20 protein-coding genes are annotated in these 22564 nt (G+C 52.4%); 8 read left to right on the top strand and 12 right to left on the bottom strand.

Annotated features, from left to right (window positions below):
• The gene (gene moaC, locus KNP78_RS06235; RefSeq protein WP_214718575.1) at positions 1 to 465 is read left to right on the top strand and encodes a cyclic pyranopterin monophosphate synthase MoaC; all 465 of its coding nucleotides are present in this window, start codon (positions 1 to 3) and stop codon (positions 463 to 465) included.
• A complete protein-coding gene (locus KNP78_RS06240) occupies positions 462 to 1472 on the top strand; it encodes a ThiF family adenylyltransferase (protein ID WP_214797399.1) in 1011 nt (336 codons plus the stop codon). The genes moaC and KNP78_RS06240 overlap by 4 nt, the downstream gene beginning before the upstream one ends.
• 38 nt (positions 1473 to 1510) lie before the next feature.
• On the opposite strand, the gene KNP78_RS06245 is transcribed toward KNP78_RS06240, so the two are convergent.
• Positions 1511 to 2704 carry a LysM peptidoglycan-binding domain-containing protein gene (locus KNP78_RS06245; RefSeq protein WP_214823457.1) on the bottom strand — a complete coding sequence of 398 codons (1194 nt, stop codon included), beginning with the start codon at positions 2702 to 2704 and terminating at the stop codon, positions 1511 to 1513.
• Between the two features lie 278 nt (positions 2705 to 2982).
• Between KNP78_RS06245 and KNP78_RS06250 the strand changes: the two genes are divergently transcribed.
• Positions 2983 to 3738, top strand: coding sequence for a FixH family protein (locus tag KNP78_RS06250; RefSeq protein ID WP_214823458.1), 756 nt, complete (start codon positions 2983 to 2985; stop codon positions 3736 to 3738).
• 34 nt (positions 3739 to 3772) lie between these two features.
• Here KNP78_RS06250 and KNP78_RS06255 read toward each other — a convergent pair whose 3' ends face one another.
• Positions 3773 to 5398, bottom strand: coding sequence for an ABC-F family ATP-binding cassette domain-containing protein (locus tag KNP78_RS06255; protein ID WP_034780623.1), 1626 nt, complete (start codon positions 5396 to 5398; stop codon positions 3773 to 3775).
• Between the two features lie 132 nt (positions 5399 to 5530).
• On the opposite strand from KNP78_RS06255, the gene KNP78_RS06260 reads away from it, so the two are divergent.
• A complete protein-coding gene (locus tag KNP78_RS06260; RefSeq protein WP_214823459.1) occupies positions 5531 to 6142 on the top strand; it encodes a stage II sporulation protein M in 612 nt (203 codons plus the stop codon).
• Positions 6143 to 6165: 23 nt separating this feature from the next.
• Here KNP78_RS06260 and KNP78_RS06265 read toward each other — a convergent pair whose 3' ends face one another.
• From KNP78_RS06265 to KNP78_RS06295, 7 genes are all read right to left on the bottom strand, one after another.
• Positions 6166 to 6888 carry a DNA/RNA nuclease SfsA gene (locus tag KNP78_RS06265; RefSeq protein WP_214754829.1) on the bottom strand — a complete coding sequence of 241 codons (723 nt, stop codon included), beginning with the start codon at positions 6886 to 6888 and terminating at the stop codon, positions 6166 to 6168.
• Positions 6889 to 6890: 2 nt separating this feature from the next.
• The gene (locus KNP78_RS06270; RefSeq protein ID WP_214823460.1) at positions 6891 to 7337 is read right to left on the bottom strand and encodes an SACOL1771 family peroxiredoxin; all 447 of its coding nucleotides are present in this window, start codon (positions 7335 to 7337) and stop codon (positions 6891 to 6893) included.
• A gap of 55 nt (positions 7338 to 7392) precedes the next feature.
• Positions 7393 to 8631: a peptidase T gene (gene pepT, locus KNP78_RS06275; protein WP_214823461.1), complete on the bottom strand. Its 1239-nt coding sequence runs from the start codon at positions 8629 to 8631 to the stop codon at positions 7393 to 7395.
• A gap of 145 nt (positions 8632 to 8776) precedes the next feature.
• On the bottom strand, positions 8777 to 9451 hold the full coding sequence (locus KNP78_RS06280; RefSeq protein WP_214823462.1) for an LrgB family protein: 675 nt from the start codon (positions 9449 to 9451) through the stop codon (positions 8777 to 8779).
• Entirely contained in the window at positions 9448 to 9804 is a 357-nt protein-coding gene (locus tag KNP78_RS06285; protein WP_034780640.1) for a CidA/LrgA family protein, read from the bottom strand. The genes KNP78_RS06280 and KNP78_RS06285 overlap by 4 nt, the downstream gene beginning before the upstream one ends.
• A 202-nt stretch (positions 9805 to 10006) precedes the next feature.
• Complete coding sequence (locus KNP78_RS06290; protein WP_214823463.1) at positions 10007 to 13150, bottom strand: efflux RND transporter permease subunit; 3144 nt, start codon at positions 13148 to 13150, stop codon at positions 10007 to 10009.
• A gap of 24 nt (positions 13151 to 13174) precedes the next feature.
• Positions 13175 to 13747 (bottom strand): TetR/AcrR family transcriptional regulator, encoded by a 573-nt coding sequence (locus KNP78_RS06295; protein WP_052090260.1) that lies wholly within the window; start codon positions 13745 to 13747, stop codon positions 13175 to 13177.
• 228 nt (positions 13748 to 13975) lie between these two features.
• Between KNP78_RS06295 and KNP78_RS06300 the strand changes: the two genes are divergently transcribed.
• From KNP78_RS06300 to KNP78_RS06310, 3 genes are all read left to right on the top strand, one after another.
• Positions 13976 to 15043 carry a Fe(3+) ABC transporter substrate-binding protein gene (locus tag KNP78_RS06300; RefSeq protein ID WP_034780649.1) on the top strand — a complete coding sequence of 356 codons (1068 nt, stop codon included), beginning with the start codon at positions 13976 to 13978 and terminating at the stop codon, positions 15041 to 15043.
• A 134-nt stretch (positions 15044 to 15177) separates the two neighbouring features.
• Positions 15178 to 16815, top strand: a complete 1638-nt coding sequence (locus KNP78_RS06305) for an ABC transporter permease (protein ID WP_214823464.1) — start codon at positions 15178 to 15180, stop codon at positions 16813 to 16815.
• On the top strand, positions 16815 to 17522 hold the full coding sequence (locus tag KNP78_RS06310; RefSeq protein ID WP_021068048.1) for an ABC transporter ATP-binding protein: 708 nt from the start codon (positions 16815 to 16817) through the stop codon (positions 17520 to 17522). Before KNP78_RS06305 ends, KNP78_RS06310 begins: the two co-directional genes overlap by 1 nt.
• Positions 17523 to 17615: 93 nt before the next feature.
• On the opposite strand, the gene KNP78_RS06315 is transcribed toward KNP78_RS06310, so the two are convergent.
• The 3 genes from KNP78_RS06315 to KNP78_RS06325 all read right to left on the bottom strand — a co-directional run bounded on the left by KNP78_RS06315 (position 17616) and on the right by KNP78_RS06325 (position 20735).
• Positions 17616 to 18512, bottom strand: a complete 897-nt coding sequence (locus KNP78_RS06315; RefSeq protein ID WP_214823465.1) for a class F sortase — start codon at positions 18510 to 18512, stop codon at positions 17616 to 17618.
• A gap of 20 nt (positions 18513 to 18532) precedes the next feature.
• Positions 18533 to 19873 (bottom strand): globin family protein, encoded by a 1341-nt coding sequence (locus KNP78_RS06320; protein WP_214754841.1) that lies wholly within the window; start codon positions 19871 to 19873, stop codon positions 18533 to 18535.
• Between the two features lie 82 nt (positions 19874 to 19955).
• Positions 19956 to 20735 (bottom strand): helix-turn-helix domain-containing protein, encoded by a 780-nt coding sequence (locus tag KNP78_RS06325; protein WP_214823466.1) that lies wholly within the window; start codon positions 20733 to 20735, stop codon positions 19956 to 19958.
• 114 nt (positions 20736 to 20849) lie between these two features.
• Here KNP78_RS06325 and KNP78_RS06330 point away from each other — a divergent pair, with 114 nt between their 5' ends.
• The gene (locus KNP78_RS06330) at positions 20850 to 22499 is read left to right on the top strand and encodes a glycoside hydrolase family 13 protein (RefSeq protein WP_214823467.1); all 1650 of its coding nucleotides are present in this window, start codon (positions 20850 to 20852) and stop codon (positions 22497 to 22499) included.
• Positions 22500 to 22564 lie beyond the last annotated feature (65 nt).

Raw genomic sequence — 22564 nt, forward strand, 5'->3', positions numbered from 1 at the left:
ATGGAATTGACACATATGAACAACCAAGGGCGGGCGAGGATGGTCGATGTCTCGGATAAACCGGAAACGACACGTACTGCTCGGGCCCGTACATCAGTTGAACTGAGCGGTGAACTCAAACAGCTCATCACGGATGGGGGTCTTGCAAAAGGGGATGTACTCGCTGTCGCTCAAGTGGCTGGCATCATGGCCGCCAAAGAGACGAGCCGCATCATTCCGATGTGTCATCCGCTCGCCTTGAAAAAAGTCGATTTGACGTTCGAATGGGACGGGACACAGCTCATCATCGAGTCGTTTGTGAAAACGAAAGGCGATACCGGTGTCGAGATGGAGGCGTTGACGGCAGCAATGGTCGCTGCATTGACCGTGTACGATATGACGAAAGCAGTCGATAAAGGCATCGTCATCGGACCGACATACTTGCTCGAGAAACAAGGCGGGAAGTCAGGGGACTACATCCGATGACACATATCCCGGAACGTTACGCGCGGCAGGCCCGGTTCCACGGCATCGGGGTGGAGGGCCAAGAACATCTGATGGAGAAACGAGTGCTCGTCGTCGGTCTCGGCGCGCTCGGGGCAGCCGTTAGCGATCAACTTGTTCGGGCCGGCGTCTCGCTCATCCTCGTCGACCGCGACTATGTCGAGGTGACGAACTTACAACGACAGACGCTCTATACGGAACAGGACGCACGTTCCGAGACGCCGAAAGCGGTCGCAGCGCTCGAACGCCTGCGGGCCATCAACTCAGACGTTGAGTTGGACGCGCAAATCGCCGATGTCTCGTGGGATTGGCTTCGGCCTTTGCCGTCCGTTGATCTCATCTTGGACGCAACCGATAACGTCGAGACGCGTCTTCTATTGAACGATTTCGCACTCGAGCGTGGCATTCCGTTCTTGTTTGCCTCTTGCGTCGGGGCATACGGCATGAACTACACGGTGATGCCGGGAGAAGCGCCGTGTCTTCGTTGTCTCATGCGTCATTTGCCGCTAGCCGGGCAAACGTGCGCGACAGCGGGGGTGGTAGCGCCAATCGTTCAACATGTGGCAAGTCGTCAAGCCGTTGAGGCATTGAAATATTTGACGGGGCGTCATGAAAAGATGGAACGTCGACTCTTGATTGAAGATATGTGGGAAAACCAGTCACAGCGACTAGATGTCGCACGTCTCGTCGATGTGTCTTGTCCTTCTTGTCAAAACCGCGACTATCCGAGCCTCGTCCCGAATCGGCAACAGACAGCACTCCTCTGTGGGCGTGACGTCGTCCAAGTCCGTCGGTCCATTGAAGGGCTTGAACCAATCGCACATCAACTCGAGCGTGCGGACATCGCTGTGAAACAGACACCGTTCACATTAGAATGGCGATGGCGGAATCATCGGATGCTTTTGTTTAAAGACGGTCGTGTGCTCGTCCATGGAATTGATGACGCGAACGTCGCAATCGCGATGGTCGATGAGTGTCTTGGCGCATAAAAAAGTGTCCCCCCGAAAAGCGGAGGACACTTTTTTGGTTAGCGTGGGATTGTAAGCACTTGCCCGACGCTAATCAAGCTGACGTTCGTAATATTGTTGGCGGCTGCAATCTTAGCGACAGTCGTGTTATACATCGTCGCAATCTTGTAGAGCGTATCCCCTGATTTTACCGTGTATTTCACCGTAGTCGTCGGTGGTGTGACGGTTGTACCTGGGATGATCAGTACTTGTCCGACATAGATGGAGTTGACGTTCGTAATATTGTTGGCGGCTGCAATCTTAGCGACGGTCGTTTTGTACAAAGTGGCGATCTTATAGAGCGTGTCACCCGATTTAACCGTATACTTGACGGTCGTCGTAGGTGGAGGAGTTACAGTGGTACCCGGGATGACGAGCACTTGTCCGACATAGATGAGACTGTAGTTTGTAATTTTGTTGGCCGCAGCGAGCGCAGCGACTGTGACGTTGTAAGCTCGGGCGATGCTATAGAGCGTATCGCCTGATTTGACGGTATACGTTTTGCTGGTAGATGTGTTTTGGTAAGCGAGCAATTGCGAGACGGTGACGAACTTGTAGCCTTTCGCTTTCAACTGGGCAATCATCGTCGGCAAGGCGAGTGGTGTACCTGGAGCGCCGGCACCGGTGTGCATCAAGACGATTGAGCCTGGTTTGATGTTCGCCTGTACTTTCGTATTGATTTGGCTAGCGGTGACTCCTTTCCAGTCCACGGTATCGATGTTCCATTGAATCGTATAGCCGTAGCCGGCAGCGCCGACTCCGCTCAACACGGCGCTATTGACGGCGCCGAATGGTGCCCGGAAGATTGGTTTTGTCGTTTTACCGGTAATGGATTTGATTTTTGCTTCCGTCCGATCAAGTTCTGATTTCATTTGCGTGGCGGTCAACTTTGTGAAGTCTGGATGGGTATACGAATGGTTACCGAGTTGGTGACCTTTAGCTGCGATGTTTTTAATGTATTGAGGATGGTTATTGGCGCCTGATCCAGTCAAAAAGAAAGTGGCTTTGACATTGTTCTTGGCAAGTATGTCCAAAATCTTATTCGTATTCGCACCATCCGCCCCGTCATCGAACGTCAACGCGACAACTTTACTCGTCGTATTCACGCTTGTGATGAATTTCGAAGCGGCGGCGTCAGCCGATTTTGGATAAGCGACTAACGGTGCCAACATAATCAACAAGGCCATCAACACACGTACAAACTTGCTCTTCATTTTGGTTTCGCCTCCATTCTTGGGTGTATGTATCTTGATGTTAAGGCTTTCCATATATTGAGCTGTGTATATATTTTATATACCCCCTTTTAGTGGTAAACATCGTCTAACCCTAAAAATAGGGAAAGGAATTTTTGGATAATGACTCTCAATATTTGTGTTCAATTTATGAGTGACAAACGTGTCAAATATCACACAATCCTCACACATTTCCTAAAAAAGGGTGCTATCATGAACAATGTGTGAAGAATGTAAGCGATTGAATAGGGGGATTCAACATGAGCAAATCAATGAAACGGTTCGGGGTGGCATTTGGTCTCGTCGGTCTGTTCGTCCTTGGGGCGTGCGGAGCCGATGAAACGGCCAGTGGTACGGAGACGGTGCAGTCGATGGAACCGGTAGAAGCAGAATTAAACGTTCCGGCCACGGCGGACAAAGACGAGACGGTCACGTTGGCGGTTCGCGTCACACAAGACGGTGAAGCGGTCGATGATGCCGACGAGATTAAGTTCGAGGTCTGGAAAAATGGCGCCAAGGAAGAGAGCGAGATGACGAAAGCGTCGCTCACAGAAGATGGAGTCTACGAGGCGAAGACGACGTTTGTCGAAGAAGCAGTTTACACGGTGCAAGTCCATGTGACGGCCCGTTCGATGCATACGATGCCGACGACGAACGTTACGGTCGGCCATCCGGAGACGGCGGCCGAGGCTGAAGCTGAAGCTGAGCAAGACCATCACAACCACGCGGGAGCAGACATTGTCCTTGATCCGACTCAAGCTGTCGCCAATGAAGTCCAACCGTTCACAGTCAACGTCGAAATTGAGCATGAGGCGTTGACGGGTGCGGACGTCCAACTCGAAGTGTTCAAAGACGGAGCGGACAAGCACGACTGGGTGAAGCTTGATGAAACGGAAGGCGGAAGCTATGCAGGTGAGCATACATTCAAAGAGTCAGGCATATACAACGTTCAAGTCCATGTGACGAAAGGACACGACATCCATGAACACATCATGGAGACGGTCGAGGTCAAATAAAAAAAACGATCGGCCGCGGCCGATCGTTTTTTTCTTATGCGTTCTGATAGAGTGACTCGACTTGCTGTTGAAGCGATTCGTTCTCGAGGAACTCGTCGTACGTCGCTTCTTTGTCGACAATCCCGTTCGGCGTCACTTCGATGATGCGCGTGGCAATCGTCGAGATGAGCTGATGGTCATGCGAGCTGAAGAGGAGTACGCCTTTGAACGTTTCGAGACCGTTGTTGAGCGCTGTGATCGACTCGAGATCCAAGTGGTTCGTCGGATCGTCGAGGACGAGGACGTTCGAGTTCGAGAGCATCATTTTCGAGAGCATGCAACGCACTTTCTCTCCCCCTGAGAGGACAGATGCTTTCTTCATGACTTCTTCGCCTGAGAAGAGCATACGTCCGAGGAAACCGCGAAGGAACGTATCCGACTCGTCGGCTGGTGAGAACTGGCGTAACCAATCCAAGATGCTCTTATCCGAGCCTTCGAAGTATTCCGAGTTGTCTTTCGGGAAGTACGACTGTGTCGTCGTCACGCCCCATTTGACCGTACCCGTGTCCGGTTCCATCTCGCCCATGATGATTTTGAAGAGAGTCGTAATGGCAACGTCCGAACGGCCGACGAATGCGACTTTGTCCGTCTTGTTGAGTGAGAACGTGACGTTGTCGAGTACTTTGACGCCATCGATCGTCTTCGAGACGTTGTCGACGTAGAGCACGTCGTTCCCGATTTCACGTTCCATCGAGAAACCGACGAACGGATAGCGACGTGATGATGGACGGATATCGTCGAGCGTGATTTTATCGAGCAACTTCTTACGCGACGTCGCTTGACGCGCCTTCGAGGCGTTCGAGCTGAAACGGGCGATGAAGTTTTGAAGTTCTTTGATTTTCTCTTCTTTTTTCTTGTTCTGGTCGTTGGCCATACGCGAAGCGAGTTGGCTCGACTCGTACCAGAAGTCGTAGTTCCCGACGTACAATTGGATCTTCCCGAAATCAAGGTCGGCCATGTGCGTACAGACTTTGTTCAAGAAGTGACGGTCGTGGGATACGACGATGACGGTATTCTCGAAGTTGATCAAGAACTCTTCAAGCCATTGGATCGCTTTGAGGTCAAGACCGTTCGTCGGCTCATCGAGGAGAAGAATGTCAGGTTTGCCAAACAATGCTTGAGCAAGGAGGACTTTGACTTTCTCGCCACCTGTGAGCTCGCTCATGAGCTTGTGGTGTGAGGCATCCGTGATCCCTAGTCCTTGAAGGACCATGGCAGCTTCTGATTCGGCTTCCCAACCGTTCATCTCAGCGAATTCGCCTTCGAGTTCAGCAGCGCGCATACCATCTTCGTCAGAGAAATCTTCCTTCATATAGATGGCGTCTTTCTCTTTCATGACTTGATACAAACGCTCGTGGCCCATGATGACCGTCTCGAGTACCGCTTGATCTTCGTACGCATAATGGTCCTGCTTGAGGACGGCGAGGCGTTCGCCAGGTGAGAAGCTGACGTCACCTGTCGTCGTTTCTTGCTCGCCGGCAAGAATTTTTAAGAATGTCGACTTTCCGGCACCGTTCGCGCCGATCAAGCCGTAGCAGTTGCCTGGTGTGAACTTGATGTTCACGTCTTCGAACAACTTGCGTCCACCGAATTGGAGACTTACGTTATTTACTGTAATCATGTATAGGATCCCTCGTTTTTCTGATTAGTTTACGACGTGTATTGTATCACGTTTTTTGAAAACGCGCAGTCGTGGGTAAAAATGAAACAAACAGCAGCCTGATTCGTATAGAGAAGAAAGGGGGAATCAGCCATGAAAACAACGCTCTCGTTGAAAGAAGCGTGGTCAAACTACTACCGTCGAGATTTCTTCCGGCTCTGGGTCATCTTCCTCGTGACGGGCATCGGATCGTACTTTTTATTCCGGGCCGTTATCGCTCCTGAACAAGTGGATGAAATTTTAGCTCAGCTCGGCGAATCGTTTGAATCACAAGGATTGACGTTCGATTCGAGCGCACGCGAGACGATGATTGCCCTATTCGTGAACAATACGCGCGTCACGTTGCTCGCTTTCCTACTCGGGATGATCCCACTCTTCATCCCGTATATGTTCGTCGTCATCAACGCCGCGGTCATCGGCCTGGTCGCCATGCTTGTTGGGTTTGCCGGTGAGTCCGTGATCCGGGTCATCGTGCTCGGCATTTTGCCCCACGGCATCACCGAAATCTCGGCCATCTTGCTCGGAGCGGCGATGGGGTTGTCGCTTAACCGTTACATCTGGAAAAAACTACGCGGGAAAAAGACCGACGTCACGTTCAAGGCGCTGTTCGTGGCAGGCGTGAAGACATTTCTCGTCATCGCAGTTCCGCTCCTCGCCCTCTCTGCGATCATCGAGGCGTACGTGACCCCACTGTTATTACAGTAAAAAAGCCATCGCTGATGGCTTTTTTACTTGAAATGAGGCGTCGTCTCGACACAGTGGGTTAAACGAATCCCTTCCGTAGACACCTCGCCATTCACTTGCCAGATTTCAAGTCCGTCCGCGATTGCGTCGCGAATCAGCTGCCGAATTCGTAAGTCGTGTTTCCGATTCGGGTTGCCGGTGAAGATGGGCGCATCATATAAGAAAACATACAGCAAGACGGCCCGACCCGTTTTCGGCAACGTCGCAATGAGTGTCTCGAGATGTCGAATCAACCGTTCGGTCTCGATTGGTCTCGTCACCGCACGCCGTTCAAAGCGGGGGAGAGGCGTTACGAACAACTCGGCTAGAGGTGCTTTCACTTCGATATAAGTGCCATCGACTTTAAAGTCGATTCGTGACGCATCGACGACTTTCTCTCGTTCCACATGTCTCGGAGAAGGAAAAGCTGAAATCACGTTCGTCCGCAACCAATGTTCGACGAAATCGTTGACGCGGCCTTGATGAATTCCAATCCATTGTCGGTCCGCGTCAATCGAGATGGCCTCCACCGTGAAGGCGGTGTTCCGTCGCGGGTCGTCCGTCGCTGAGACGAGGCAAGGAACCCCGTCAAAGACGAGGTCACCGATGCGGCCTGTGACCGGACAGTGGCAGGCGACGACAGTGTCGCCGAGCAATACGTCCATCACGAACCGATTGCGGCGTTTCAGGATGACCCCTTCCTGCAAGGGGGATACGAAGCGATACATCGTCAGACGACGCGCGTGACCGTCGTGTCGAGTTCGAACGCGACGTTGCCGGCCAAGGCGCGTGAAATCATACAGCCATCCTTCGCTTTTTTGGCGATTCGTTCGACGAGCGTGATATCGCGATTTGTGGCCGTTTTTGGAACGTTGATACGTGTCGTGTAGCGAATCGTCTCATACGTGAAGACACCGTTCGTCACGTCGACGATGCCTTCGGCGTCAATCGTGATGCCTTGATGCGGCAGTTCGCTTCGCCCGAGCATAGCCGCAAGTGTGATGATATAGCAGGTCGCCGCAGCACCGAGCAACATCTCATCGGGGTTCGTGCCGATGCCGGGCCCGTCCATTTCCGGGGGAATCGATATCTGTGTCTTTAACCGTTCGGCCTCGATCGTTCCGACGTCGTTGCGTCCGCCGGTCCAGTCGAGGTTCATTTGAAACGTATGCTTCATAAAAAATCGCCTCCAATGTCTCTATTCTAGAAGAGAACGATTGGAGGCGCATGTGTTATGCTCGCGCGCGTTCAGCGAACGTACGGAGCGTCTGGATGATGACGTGGGTCGCTTTTTCCATGTTGTTGACGGAGACGTACTCGAACTTGCCGTGATAGTTCTCGCCACCCGTGAAGATGTTCGGGGTCGGGAGTCCCATATACGACAGTTGCGAACCGTCCGTCCCGCCGCGAATCGGTTCGATTTTCGGTTCGATGCCTAGTTCGCGCATGACGTCGGCGACGGTGTCGACGATGTGTTTTACCGGCTCGATTTTCTCGGCCATGTTGTAATATTGATCGTCCATTTTCAAGTCGATGCGCGCTTCGCCATACTTCTGTTTCCATTCGACGACGAGCTTTTCAAGCAACGCTTTGCGCGCCTCGAACTTTGTGCGGTCGTGGTCGCGGATAATGTATTGCAGCGTCGTCGTCTCCACGTCGCCAGAGAAGCCGTTCAGATGGAAGAAGCCTTCATAGTCGCTCGTATGTTCCGGTGCCTCATCGGCCGGGAGGCGGTTGTGGAACGCCATCGCCAATTTCATCGAGTTGACCATCTTGTTTTTGGCGCTGCCCGGGTGCACGTTCGTCCCATGGAACGTGACCGTGGCGCCGGCAGCGTTGAAGCTCTCGTATTGCAGTTCACCGAGCGGGCCGCCGTCCATCGTATAGGCGAAATCGGCGTTGAAGCGGGCGACGTCGAACTTATGTGGTCCGCGTCCAATCTCTTCGTCCGGTGTGAAGGCGATTCGCACCGGGCCATGCGGGATTTCCGGATGGGCCAATAAGTATTCGACCGCAGTGACGATCCCGGCCATGCCGGCTTTGTCGTCGGCACCGAGCAGCGTCGTGCCGTCTGTCGTGATGAGTGTATGTCCGACGTAGCCATCGAGCTCCGGGAAGTCACTCGGCGACAAGATGACACCGAGCGCCTCGTTCAAGACGATATCGCCGCCCTCGTAATGTGCGACGAGTTGCGGGTTGACGTTCGTCCCGGTGAAGTCGGTCGCCGTATCGACGTGGGCGAGCAGGCCGATCGTCGGTACGTCATGGTCGACGTTACTCGGAAGGGTGGCGAACAAGTAGCCATAGTCATCCGTCTCGACGTCCTCGAGTCCAATCGCTTTTAACTCAGCCTCGAGATGGCGAATCAAATCCCATTGTTTCGCCGTCGACGGTGTCGTCTCACTCGTGAAGTCGGACTGTGTATCAATTTTTGCATACGTGATTAAACGTTCAATTAATTTCGATTGCATGGTCTGCCTCCTCTAATCAATCTGTTCTCGTTTAGTGTAGCATGAGAGCCGTTTTGAGAAGTATCGAAATTGTTTGAAAATAAAAAGAGAGGCGCAAGGCCTCTACTTTTACTCAATTTGTATGAAACAAGGGTGCTGGCCTTTTTTAAAGAAGGAACGGCAGGAGAAACGGCAACAAAAACGACGTGAAGATGGCGGACAGGCCCATCGCCGCGCCCCCGGTGGCCCCTGAGAGCGGATGTTCTGTCGCGGCTTGAGCCGTGCCGATGCCGTGGCTGATCGTTCCGAGTGCGAGTCCTCGCGTGAACGGATCAGTCACTTTGAAAAGCGACAACATTAGCGGACCGAACATGGCACCGAGTATGCCACAGGCGACAGTGATGGAGGCAGCAAGCGCCGCGTCTCCTTGGAGCTGTTTTGCCAGTTCGAGTGCAATCGGAGCAGTGACGGATTTGACCGCTAGCCCGATGAGCACTTGGTCCGTCAGTTTGAGCGCCGTTCCGATCATGACTGCGACGATGATCGTCGAGACGGTACCGGCAACGATTGCACTGAGGGCACGTCTCGCGCGTGCGAGTAGCGTCGGCAAGTTGCGGTACAACGGCAGACCGAGGGCGACGGTCGCCAGGCCGAGTAAAATCGTGATCAAATCTTTGGCCGGTTCATACACGTCGTACGGTTGTTCAAAGAGAAGGAGGATCACAATCAAAATAGTTGTGCTCAAGAAGACGACGTTCGTGAACGGAGACGCCCATTTAAATGATAGTTTTCGGCTGATGAGATAGACACCAACTGTGACGAGTACCCAAAATAATGTCATGACGCTTCACCTCGTCTTCCGGAGATGATGGCGGTCACGATGAGCCCCACACTTAGACTGATCATCAAGGCGAGAAAGAGCGGAATCCCTTCTGCTTTTAATAGATTACTATAAGACATGAGACCGACCGCAATCGGGATGAAGAAGAAAGCGAGATGTTTCGTGAGGAAGCCGGCACTGTCCTCGATCCATTCGACTCGGATGATTTTTGTCATAAGTAATATCAACAACAGCATCATCCCGACGACGTTCCCAGGCACTTTCCATTCTAAAGTGGCGACGATCCAATTGCCGAGCGCGCTTAACCCGAATAAGAGCGAAAGGCCGATCATCCATTTGATAAAGAGTTGCATGTATACCATCCTTTCGCGAATACGTTCAAAACGTAAGAATTTTCTCAGATTTATTTGTACAGGTCAAGGTTAGGCAATCATCAAAAAGTGAAGTTCTTCTCTCCAAAGAGGTTTTATAAAAGCACGGAAAGCCGTGAGGAACACATCAGGAATGACCGAATCGAAAAGAGAGTCGACCCTTTATGGGCGACTCTCTTTTGAATTACGCTTCTTTTTTCTTACGGAACCGTGCGAAGAACTCATACACGATTGGAACGATGAGGAGCGTCAATAGCGTTGAACTTGTCAATCCACCGATGACGGTCACACCGAGACCTTTCGAAATCAAAGCGCCACCTTCAAGACCGAGCGCGAGCGGTGCGAGGGCACCAATCGTCGCGAGTGCCGTCATGAGGATTGGACGGAGGCGCGTACCGGCTGCCTCGAGCAAGGCATCACGCGTCGAGAGACCAGCTTCTTCTTTATGAATAACACGGTCAATCAAGACGATGGCGTTCGTCACAACGATCCCAATCAACATGAGCGCTCCAATCAAGGCAGATACCGAGATCGTCTCGCCAGTGATGAGAAGGGCGACAAGTCCCCCGATAATCGCGTAAGGGAGCGAGAACAGGACGACGAACGGTGTAACGGCACCGCCGAACGTGATGACGAGCACCAAGTAGACGATGGCAACGGCTGCGAGCATGGCGAGACCGAGCTGAGTGAACGATTCTTGAATCTGTTCAGTGACACCGCCGACATCATACGAGACGCCAGTCGGGAGCTCGATGTCAGACACACGTTCTTCGATGGCCGCCGAAGCTTCCGTCGCTTTGTCCGTGCTGAGCTCGACGTTGACGCGAGCGAGGAGCTTGCCGTCACGCTGAACGAGCGTATCCGGTGTCGTGCCTTCCTCGACTTCGATGAAGTCTGAGATTGGACGTGGTCCGAACGGCGTCGTCACTTCTTGTTCCTGCAAATCGTCAATGCTGTCGTACGTGACTTGTTCTGTCGGAATGATGACGTCGAGTTGCTTGTCATCAATCGTCACGGTCGAGAGCGGACTTTCTTGCGCTTGGAACTGTCCAATCGTCTGGGCGAGCTGAGCGGCCGATACACCTGCCTCAGCAGCTGCTTGCTGGTCGACGTTGAACGTGTACTGGACGTATGATTCACGAAGATCAGACGTCGCTTGACGGACGTAATCCGTCTCTTCTTCAATCGTCTCAATGAACGTCGGAACGATGGCTTCGAGGTCTTCGAGTGAGTTGGCGTAGACGTTGTACGTCACGCCGCTCGTTCCGGCACCGCCGGCGAAGTCTTGTTCTTTCCATTCACCGCCAGAGGCGAGTTCGTTCAAGCGTTCGACGTCGGCGATTTTGACATCGGCGAAATCTTCCGTGTCCGGATCGTACTGGACGATGAAAATTCCTTGTTTGTTGTTTCCTGGGTTAAGCGGGTTCTCGCCACCGACCGTGAATTGAACATCGGTCGCGTCCGCTTGCTCTTCCATGAAATACGTCTCGGCGATTTCGGCCGCCGCAATCGAGTCGTCAAGCGTTTGTCCCGGCTCTGGGTCGAACGTGACGTAAAGCGTCTTCTCAGATTCTTGGTTCAAGAAGTTGACCCCGATGGCTGGGACGAGGGCGAAACTTCCGATTAAGAGAACGGTAGCCAGGCCGAAGACGACGAGTTTATGGTTGAGCGACCAGTTGAGGACGCCGCGATACCATTCGGCGAGTTTCCCTGGTCCTTCTTCCGGCTTCAACTTGTCACGGTTCTTAAAGAACGAGTCGGCCATCATCGGCACGACTGTGATCGCGACGAGAAGTGACGCGAGCAAAGCGAAGACGACGGTCAAGGCGAACGGTAAGAACAGCTCACCGACGAATCCGGTGACGAACCCGAGCGGCAAGAAGACGGCAATCGTGACGATTGTCGACGACGCGATCGGAATGAACACTTCTTTCGTCGCGGCGATAATCAGCTCTTTGCCGCGCAACGTCTCGTTCGGACGGGTGAGGCGACGGTAAATGTTCTCAATGACGACGATGGAGTCATCGACGACCCGTCCGATGGCAACGGTCATCGCGCCGAGCGTCATGATGTTGAGCGTGATGTCGAGCTGTTTCAAGACGATCAACGCCATCAAGAGCGAGAGCGGGATGGAGATGACCGCAATAATCGTCGAGCGGAAGTTACGAAGGAACACGAGAATAATCAAAATGGCGAATAGACCACCGAGTAACGCTTTCGAGACCATCGTCTCGACCGATTCTTCAATCGGTTGACCTTGGTCGAGCGTGACGGAGACGTTGGCCGTGTCATAGTCGGCCTCGAAGTCGGCGAGCACCTCTTTGACGGCGTTGACGACGTCGACGGTGTTCGCGTCTTGTGTTTTCGTCACTTGAATCCCGATTGAACGTTCTCCGTTTGAGCGCGAAATCGATTCCTCGATGCCACGATCTTCAATCGTCGCGAGTTCGCTCAAAGCGACGGTCGGGACGGTTGTCGGGATATTGGCAGGTGGGACGGCACCTGGTATTTCAGTCGGGACTTGTGGGGTCTCGTCAGTCGGAAGTTCCGTTGGCGCACCTGGCACCGGCTGTTCCGTTTGTGCGGGTGAGTACGGAATTTGGAGGTCGCGGAACGCCTCGAGCGTCTCCGACTTCCCATCGATGACGACGGCTTGCTCCGTATCACCAAGTTCATACAGGCCGAGCGCGATGCGGGCGTCGTTCGCTTGAATCAACTGTTTGACCGTGTCTTCCGTCAAGTTGTATTCGGCGAGTGCCTCCTCATCGAACTGAAGCTCGACGCGACGAATCTCTTGTCCGGCGATTTGGACGGTCTGAGCGCCTTCGACGCCTTCAAGGGCCGGTTGCAACTCATCTTCGACCAATTTCGTCAATTCGGCCAAATCGAGACTCTCATCTGAGACGGCTGCACCAACGACAGGGAACGCGTCAAAGCTGAGTCGTGATACTTGTGGGTCTTGAACGGCTTCTGGTAATTCGACGTTGCTGAGCGCGTCTTTGACGAGCTGTTCAGCTTCTTCCATATCGGTGCTGAAATCATAATCGATTTGAATGTTTGAAGCGTTCTGGAACGAAGACGAACGAACTTGTTCGACCCCGTTCAAGCTCTTCAAGCGCTCTTCGAGCACGGTGCTGACTTCGTCGAGCACTTGTTCAGGTGAGGCTCCTGGGTAAATCGTCGTCACCGAGACGGTCGGTGTCGTGATATCAGGCAATGTTTCTAGTTTCATCGTCAAGCCGGCGAAAATTCCGGCGGCCGTCAAGATGATGGTCATCAACCAGACGGCGAACTTGTTATTGACGGAGAAGGACGTGATTTTTTGCATGGGGTTCATTTCTCCTCTAATAGATTAGTCTGTTTTACCCGAATCGATATTCTGGGCTCGCTCGATCAAGCGAGCGATAATGTCTTGTTTTAAAGCAGGTGGGGCGACGCCGACATTGAAGTGCTCGGACATCATCATTCCTTCGAGCGCATAGCGGATGATCATCGTCTCCACTGGATCGCTCGTCTGTTGAAACTGTGCGAAGAACGTGTCGAGGTCGTGCTTCCACCGCTCTGCGTACTCTTGGTCGACGGCGAACAATGTGAGGAACGCAATCATCTTTTCGGCGTCGATGTGGATGGCTGAGCGCTCCGGATGAAGTTTCGTCTCGTCAAAGAGACGCACGAACGCCTCAACAGGGCCATTGCCATCGGCTTGGAGCGATTCGTACAAATCGTTTTGCTCGGTTTGGAGCCGTTCCACGATGGCGGTCAACAACGCTTCTTTGGATGGATAGTGGTACAAGAGACCACCTTTCGAGACACCCGCCGTCTTGGCGACTTCATCCAATGTCAGGTGATGCACACCGTGCTCCATGATGATATCGGTCGCGGCATCCAACAGTTTTTGCTTGGTGATTATTGATCGGTTTGTCATGTCATCCCTCTTTTCTGTACCGACCAGACGGTTTGTTCTCTTCCACTATAGGTGCGTAGTCATTTTGAAGTCAAGAAATGATGACGTCAAAACTGTTAAGTTATGTATTTATAACTACTGTAAACGATTTCAAAAAAAGGTTGACGTGAGAATGATTATCAGTGATGATAGTAACTGAGAGTAATTATCATTACCAACAATAGAGATGAATAAGTGGGGGATAATCAAATGAACAAAAAGTACATGGCGCTCGGCCTATCGGCTGCGCTCACAACATCACTCCTGGCCGCTTGCGCGAGCACGGAAGAGACGACGTCAAATGATAACGAGACAGCAGAAGAGTCGAAAGTCGTCAACGTCTACTCGAGCCGTCACTATGACGTCGATAAAGAACTTTACAAGCAGTTCGAAGAAGAGACGGGCGTAAAAGTCAACGTCGTCGAAGGGAAGAGCGATGAGCTTCTCGAGCGTTTGAACACAGAAGGTGAGAGCACAGAGGCCGACCTCTTTATCACGGCAGACGCCGGGAACTTGTATCAAGCGAAAGACGCGGGACATCTTCAAGCGGTCGATAGCGACGTGCTTGAGTCGAACGTCCCTGAAAAATATCGTGATACGGACAACGAGTGGTTCGGTCTCACGAAACGGGCACGTGTCATCGTCTATGCAAAAGACCGTGTGAAACCAGAAGACTTGTCAACATACGAAGCGCTCACAGAAGAACAGTGGAACGGAAAAGTGCTCGTTCGTCCGTCTGAGAACATGTACAACATCTCACTCCTCGCTTCATTCATTGAAGTGAACGGTGTCGATCAAGCGAAAGAGTGGGCAAAAGGCATGGTCAACAATATGGCGCGTGATCCACAAGGGAACGACCGTGACCAAGCGAAAGCGGTCGTCGCCGGTGAAGGGGACGTCGCCATCATGAACACATACTACATGGGTCTCATGTTGAACTCGGAAGATGCGGAAGAGAAGAAAGTGGCCGAGCAACTCGGTGTCTTCTTCCCGAACCAAGACACGACGGGGACACACGTGAACATCTCGGGGATTGCGATGACAAAAGCAGCGAAGAACTCAGAAAACGCGAAGAAACTCATGGAGTTCATGTCTGATCCGTCAGCACAAGAGCAGTTTGCGAGCGTGAACTACGAGTATCCGGTCAACGAATCGGTTGAACCGAACGAGCTCCTTCAATCATGGGGTGAGTTCAAAGAGCAGGACATCAACTTGTCTGTCCTCGGTGAAAACCAGCAAGAAGCCATCCGTATTTTCAACGAAGCGGGCTGGAAATAAGACGACTTCGGCTTGAACAGATGTTCAGGCCGAAGGTTTTTGTGTTTCATGGCACGCTGACGGTACACCGTAGGCGCGGAAACTGATATGATGGGACAGGAAGTGACTGAACGAAAGAACGGGAGTTGTACGACATGAACTGGTACGCGCTGAAACGACAACTGAATGGATGGGCCATCCTCAGCTTTATCGCGCTGGTGTTCATCGTCCTGCCAGGCGTCGTCGTCTTGGTCGAGCTGTTCGCACCGGTCAACGAGAACTGGCAACACATTCGCGAGTACTTGTTGCCGACTTATGTGCGCAATACACTGTTCATCATGCTCGCGACCGGATTGTTGACGACCGTCATCGGAACGAGCCTGGCTTGGTTCGTCACGGTGTACGACTTTCCATTCCGTCGGTTCTTCAAATGGGCGCTCATCTTACCGCTCGCCATCCCGCCTTACATTGGGGCTTATACGTATCACGGGATTTTAAACTATACGGGCGTCATCCAGACGACGCTTCGCAACGAGTTCGGTATCACGGTCGACCAGACGTATTTCAACATCATGACGATTCAAGGGACGGTGTTCATCTTCACGCTGTTCTTGTATCCATACATCTACACGATCACGCGTGCCTTCCTGCACAATCAATCGTCCTCGATGATTGAAAACGCCCGTATCCTCGGCCGCGGCTCGTGGGATATCTTCTTCACCGTCGTCATCCCGATTTCGCGCGTCGCCATCATCGGCGGGGTCAGCCTCGTCTTGATGGAAGTGTTGAACGACTATGGCGTCGTCAAATACTTCGGGATTCAGACGTTCAGTACGGCCATCTTCAGTACGTGGTTCGGGATGAAAGATACGTCCTCAGCGCTCAAATTGGCTGGGACGCTCATGATTCTCGTCATCGCCATCTTGACGATGGAACGGCTGATCCGAGGTCGAAAACAGTTCAGCTATGCGACGACGAAAGTGAAGCCGCTCAAACCGAGACAACTGAATGGATGGCATCGATACGCCGTGTTCGGTTATGTAGCGACCATCTTCGCGGTCGCATTCTTCATTCCGTTCGTTCAACTCGTTGCTTGGACGGTATTGACGTTTGAACAAGTGTTCACAGCCGAGTTTTTCCGTCTCGTCTGGAACACGGTGAGCGTCGCCTTCATCGCGACGATGATCATTCTCGTGTTTGCGCTCATCATCGCGAACTATACGCGCCTGTTCCCGTCAAACATGACACGCGTCATCTCGAAAGTGACGACGCTCGGTTATTCAATCCCGGGAGCGGCCATCGCCATCGCCGTCATCACGTTGTTCTTGCTGCTTGATGAGTGGGTGTTGAACATGGCGCTCGCTTTGGACTTAGGCCAGACGTTCGTGTTCAGGACGACGCTCATCATGCTCATTTTCGCCTACGTCATCCGCTTCCTCGCCATCGGCTATAACTCGATCGAGAGTGGATTTGAGAAAGTCGGGAAGTCGTTCACGGAAGCGTCACGCATGCTCGGGTGGGGGACGGTGCAGACGTTCTTCCGGGTCGATATCCCGATGATTAAAGGGGCGATCATGAGCGCGTTCATCCTCGTCTTTATCGATATTATGAAAGAATTGCCGCTGACGCTGTTTTTACAGCCATTCAATTTTTCGACGCTCGCCACACAGGCGTTCAAATATGTCAGTGACGAGAAGATACATGAGGCCGCGCTCGCCTCGATCGTCATCGTGCTCATGAGCGGACTGTTGATCTTTGTTTTCCATAAGGTGCTTGATAAGGAGGCCGACTAATGTTTGTTCAAATCAACGATTTACACTTCAGCTATAAAGGTGCGCAAGCCGAGACGATTAAAGGATTCTCGATCTCGATCACGAAAGGTGAAATCGTCTCGCTTCTCGGTGACAGCGGTTCTGGGAAGAGTACGATTTTACGCCTCATCGCAGGGCTTGAGATGCCGAATCAAGGCGTCGTCGTCGTCAACGACTGTGTCTGTTGCGACGATTGCCAGTTCATGCCGCCTGAACAGCGTGGTGTCGGGATGGTGTTCCAAGACTATGCGCTCTTCCCGCATATGACCGTTGAGAAGAACATCCGCTTCGGTCTGCATAAATTGAGCCGGAAAGAGCGGAACGAGCGCGTCGAAGAGATGCTGACGCTCGTGAACTTGTCCGAGTTCCGTCATCGCTATCCGTACGAGCTCAGTGGCGGTCAGCAACAGCGTGTCGCGCTCGCGCGTGCGCTCGCTCCGAAACCGTCGCTCCTCATCTTGGATGAGCCGTTCAGCAACTTGGACACGTCGCTCCAACATCGCATTCGGGACGATTTGCGCCGCCTCCTCAAACAGACGGGGACGACGACGATCTTCGTTACCCACGATGAAGAGGACGCAGAGGCGCTCGCCGACCGTATCGTCTATCTCGGCGAAGGCAAAATCAAGAAACAGATCATGACGGAGAACAACAAGACGTTCAACCCGCAGATCCCATGTTTCGTCTAAACGAAAAAGCATTCCTCATCGAGGGATGCTTTTTTTGAAGGCGAAATCAGCTACAAAGCACCCACAGATGGCGGTCTGTGGGTGCTCTGGTCATCACTTCGTCTGTGCGGAAGGACTCGACTCGTTCCCGAGTTGATCGATCGCTGTCACATAATAAGCTGCCTGCTCGTGCGTGACTTCGATGCTCTTCCGGGCGTGCGACGGGATACTTTCGATATGCGTCGCTTCACCGTCGACGACCTCATAGACGCGATAGCCGATGACGGCGTCGTCACGGACGGCGTGCCACGTCAATAAGTTCCCGCGGAGTTCGACGCTCGTCGGTGCGTCGAGTTCGACTTCGGTATTGATTTCGGTATCGACAAGTTCGGTATAGACGACGAAACGCTCGTCGTAACCGCCGTCACCGAACGTACCGGAACACGTGATCAAGTTCAAATGTCGACTCGACGTGGCCCCGAAGATATCCTCGATCGGTGCGTTTTTCGTATCGTAACTCTCTGTTTTTGTGACACGAAACGTCAACGTGTTGCCGTTCTCGTCGATGATTGTCACGTCATCGCCGGTCTTAAGTTGATCGAGCTCATAAAAGACGGCAGGGCCGGTCTTGCTGTCGACGTGTCCCGCGATGACGGCATTTCCTTTACTGCCTGGCTTGACGCCCGGCTCGAACCAACCGACTTGGTTCTCGTCTTTTGGGACGCCCATCTGTCCGTTGTCGAGTACGCCGACCTGTTCGATTGCGGTGTCGACCTTGATTTTGGGAATTTGAAGTTGGACGGGTGTCGCGGCCTTGGCACTTTCCTCTTCCTCGGCTAATCGAAGCTTCTTCACCTCTTCCTGTAGAAGTGAGAATTCAGCCGATAAATCTGGGCTCTCCTCTATTTGTTTTTCTTCTACAGGTGGTGACGACGATTCTTGGGCGCTCGTCCACGTCCAGAAGCCAAAACAAAAGAGAGAGAGCGCCAGAAACAAATGGCGCTTGTTCATGGGGCTCCCTCCTTATTGAATTATTGAACAGATTCTTTACGGTTGCGAAGCGTTACGAAGGCGAGTAAGATTCCGCCAAGTACAGCAAGGCCAGCGTAGAGCGTGTTCATTGATTGTTCTTGTGCACCACCGAGACCGGTTTCAGGCATCTCTTCAGGCATTGTTGTTTCAGCGAACTTGTCAGGCATTTGTGTCACGATCGCGTTACCGAGTGTCTCACCAACACCGAACATGAACGCGTATCCTTCACGGAATGACATCCAAGCGGCATCCGCGTCACCAGCTACATACTGATCGAACGTTTGAAGCACGAGGGCCTCATGTTGTTTGATGGCTTCTTGGCCAGCTTCTTGTGGCAAGTTACCTTCTGTCGCTGCGTCGAGGAATGTGCTGAAATCGACAGCGAACTGGTCGAGCTTCATGCGTGCTTCTTCAATTTTAGCTTCATCGCCTTCGAGTGTAGCGGCAACGATGTCACCTTGTGCTGTGATGTGGTTCCCGTTCCATACTTTTTCGAATTGGGCCGCACCTTCGTCACCGTAGACTGAGCCGATGGCTGCTTTGAAATCGAGTGTGTTCTGATCTTCAGCCCAGCTCACGTAGTCGTAATCTTCTGCTTGATCGTAGCCTTTTTGCATGCCGATTGCTGCGAGGGCGAAGTGTTCACCAGCAAGGCTGTTCAATGTCGAACGAAGCTCGACGGCCGGTGTGTCAGCAGCAGTTTCAAACTTGTCAGGCATCTGTGTGACGATTGCGCCTGAGAGGGCTTTACTGATGTCGAACATGAGCTTGTACCCTTCACGGTACGTCATGTATGCCGACTCGTAGTCACCTGCGACATAGTTGTCGAATACTGAGAGAACTTGGTCTTCATGAAGCTCAAGTACGTCAGCTGCAGCGTCTTTTGGTAAGTTACCTTCTGTTGCTGCATCAAGGAATGTTGAGAACTCTTCGACGAATTCATCGACTTCGGCTTCCGCGTCAGCGCGAAGCTCTTTGTCTTCTGATTTAGCCGCTTCGACGAAGTCAGCTGAATAGTCGTTGTGACCAGCGAAGATGTCTTCGAACTGGGCTGCGCCTTCATCTCCATAAATCGAAGCGATGGCCGGAGTCATGTCGAGTGCGTTTTGATCGAGTGCCTTCATCGCGACTTCAGCGTCTGGCGCTCCGTCGTAAGCTTTCATCATCGATGTGACGGCTAAGACATAATGCTCAGACAGTAGTTGGTCGAGCGTGGCTCGTAAGTCACCTGCTGGTGTGCTAGCTGTCGGCGCGTGATCCGCTGCCTGTGCATTCAATGGTACGAGTAAGCCGAGTGCGAGTGCCGGTGCTACAATCTTGTTCATTGTTTTCTTCTTCATGGGTAATCGCTCCTTTTTTTGAGTGGTTGTCGTTGTTTACACCCATCTAACGGAGCGGTTCAAAAAATGGATCACTCTTTTTTTATTTTTTTTCGTTTTTTTGTTGAAGTGTGCGATAAACCCCTGGTGCGACGCCATATTTTCGTTTAAAGATACGATGGAAATATGGATAGGAGCGGAATCCGGACAGCTCGGCAATCCGTTCGAGAGAGTGTTGGGTGTACTGCATCTGTTCTTCGGCGAGCTGAAGTCGAATCGATTGGGCATAAGCGACAATCGTCATACCGGTCACTTCTTTGAACAAGTGGACGGTCCGCGATACACTGAGCCCGACCGCGTCTGCGACGTCCGCCACTTTGAAGTCGCTCGTGACGTTTCCTTCTATATAACGCATCATGCGTGACACGACAGGTGGTCGCACGTTTGCGTGCACTTCTTGGAGTGAACGGTCGAGCATGAGGAGCAAGGCTTCAACCAGTGTTTCAATCAAGGCTGGACTTTGTTCAGTCGTCGGGCGTCGTGCCTCTTCGGTGATGTGTTGCCAGAGTGACAACAGGCGAGGATCGATTGAGATGGGCGTGATGCGTGAACGATTCGCCGCAGTCCACCACGTATCAAGTGATGAACCGTTGCAGAAGAGATGATAATCCCCGCTCGCCGGGGTGTCGACATGCAGTTCATACTCGTCACCAGGTTTGACGAGCAACAAATCGCCAGGCCGTACCGTATACGTCTTTCCATTGACGACGATTCGTGCCGTGCCTTCTGTCTGCAAACGAATCAAATACGTCTCTAATCGATTAGGGGAAGGAAAAGTATAGGTCGTTGTATGATAAGAATAGCCACAAAAGCCAATTTCCATCGAATCATCCTTTCTTAATAGCAAAATCGTGCATATTCTCATCATATCATGGATAGAAATCAAGGCGAGGAGCGGGTACGATGAAATCGACAGAACGTATGAGGAGGATGAAACATGAAACAATGGTGGAAAGAAGCGGTCGTCTATCAAATTTACCCGCGCAGCTTTAATGACTCGAACGGCGACGGGATTGGGGACATCCCTGGAATCACCGAGAAGATGTCGTATTTGGCGGAACTCGGCATCGATGTCATCTGGCTATCGCCGGTGTACGATTCACCGAACGACGACAACGGATACGACATCCGCGATTACCGGGCCATCATGGATGAGTTCGGAACGATGGACGATTTCGATGCGATGCTCAAAGAAGCGCATCGTCACGGCATCAAAATTATGATGGACCTCGTCGTCAACCACTCGTCGGACGAACACCAATGGTTCATGGAGTCGCGCTCCTCAAAAGACAGCCCGTACCGGGACTACTACATTTGGAAAAAAGGCGAGAACGGTCAGCCACCGACGAACTGGGGTGCTTTCTTCGGAGGGAGTGCCTGGCAATACGATGAGGCAAGCGACGAATACTACTTGCATCTGTTCAGCAAAAAGCAACCAGACTTGAACTGGGAGTCAGAGACGTTGCGCCGTGAAGTATACGATTTGATGACGTACTGGCTCGACAAAGGGGTCGACGGTTTCCGAATGGACGTCATCAATATGATCTCGAAAGATCCGAGTTATCCAGACGGCGAGACGCGGGGGACAGGTTACGGGGACGGCACACCGTTCTTCTTCAATGGGCCGCGCATCCATGAGTTCATGCAGGAGATGAATCGTGAGGTCCTGTCGAAATACGATACGATCACGGTCGGTGAGATGCCGGGCGTCAGCGTCGACGAGGCGAAGCTTTATACAGGAACAGACCGTGACGAGTTGAACATGGTGTTCCATTTCGAACACGTCGACGTCGGCAACGGCAGTTTCGGCAAATGGAATCCGATGGACTGGAAGTTGACGGACTTGAAGACAATCTTCTCGCGTTGGCAAGAAGGTCTTGAAGAAGATGGCTGGAACAGTCTCTACTGGAGCAACCATGACCAACCGCGAGCCATTTCACGGTTCGGGAACGACTCGGACGAGTATCGTGTCGTCTCTGGCAAGATGCTGGCGACGCTCCTGCACATGCTGAAAGGGACGCCATACATCTATCAAGGTGAAGAGTTCGGGATGACGAACGTGGCGTTCGACTCGATTGATGAGTACCGTGACATCGAGACACTCAACGCGTATCGGGATTACACGACGAATGGCTTGTTGACGCATGATGAGATTTTCCGCGGTATTCACGCACGTGGGCGCGACAACTCGCGGACACCGGTCCAGTGGTCGGCCGAACCGCAAGGCGGATTCACGTCCGGAACGCCGTGGATCGGGGTCAACCCGAACTATATGACCGTGAACGCGGAAGCGGCGCGGCGTGATCCGGACTCGCTCTTCCATTATTATCGCCAGTTGATTCAGCTCCGGAAACAAAATCCGATCGTTGTCTACGGGAAGTATGAACTGTTACTCCCAGACGATGAAGCGATATACGCCTTCACTCGAACGTTCGAAGGGGAGACGTGGCTCGTGCTCTGTAACTTCTCGGATGAGACGGTGACACGCGAACTCCCGTATGACGTGACAGAACGTGTCATCGGGAACATGGAACCGATTGAACCGTTCACGCTTCGTCCGTACGAAGCGCAAGTGTATAAAGTGTGACGAAAAAAACTCGCCTCCTTGGCGAGTTTTTTTGTGGTCACTAGTAAAGGTGGATGCTTTCGGGA

This window comes from Exiguobacterium sp. s28 (assembly GCF_018618135.1).
Lineage (GTDB): Bacteria > Bacillota > Bacilli > Exiguobacteriales > Exiguobacteriaceae > Exiguobacterium > Exiguobacterium mexicanum_A.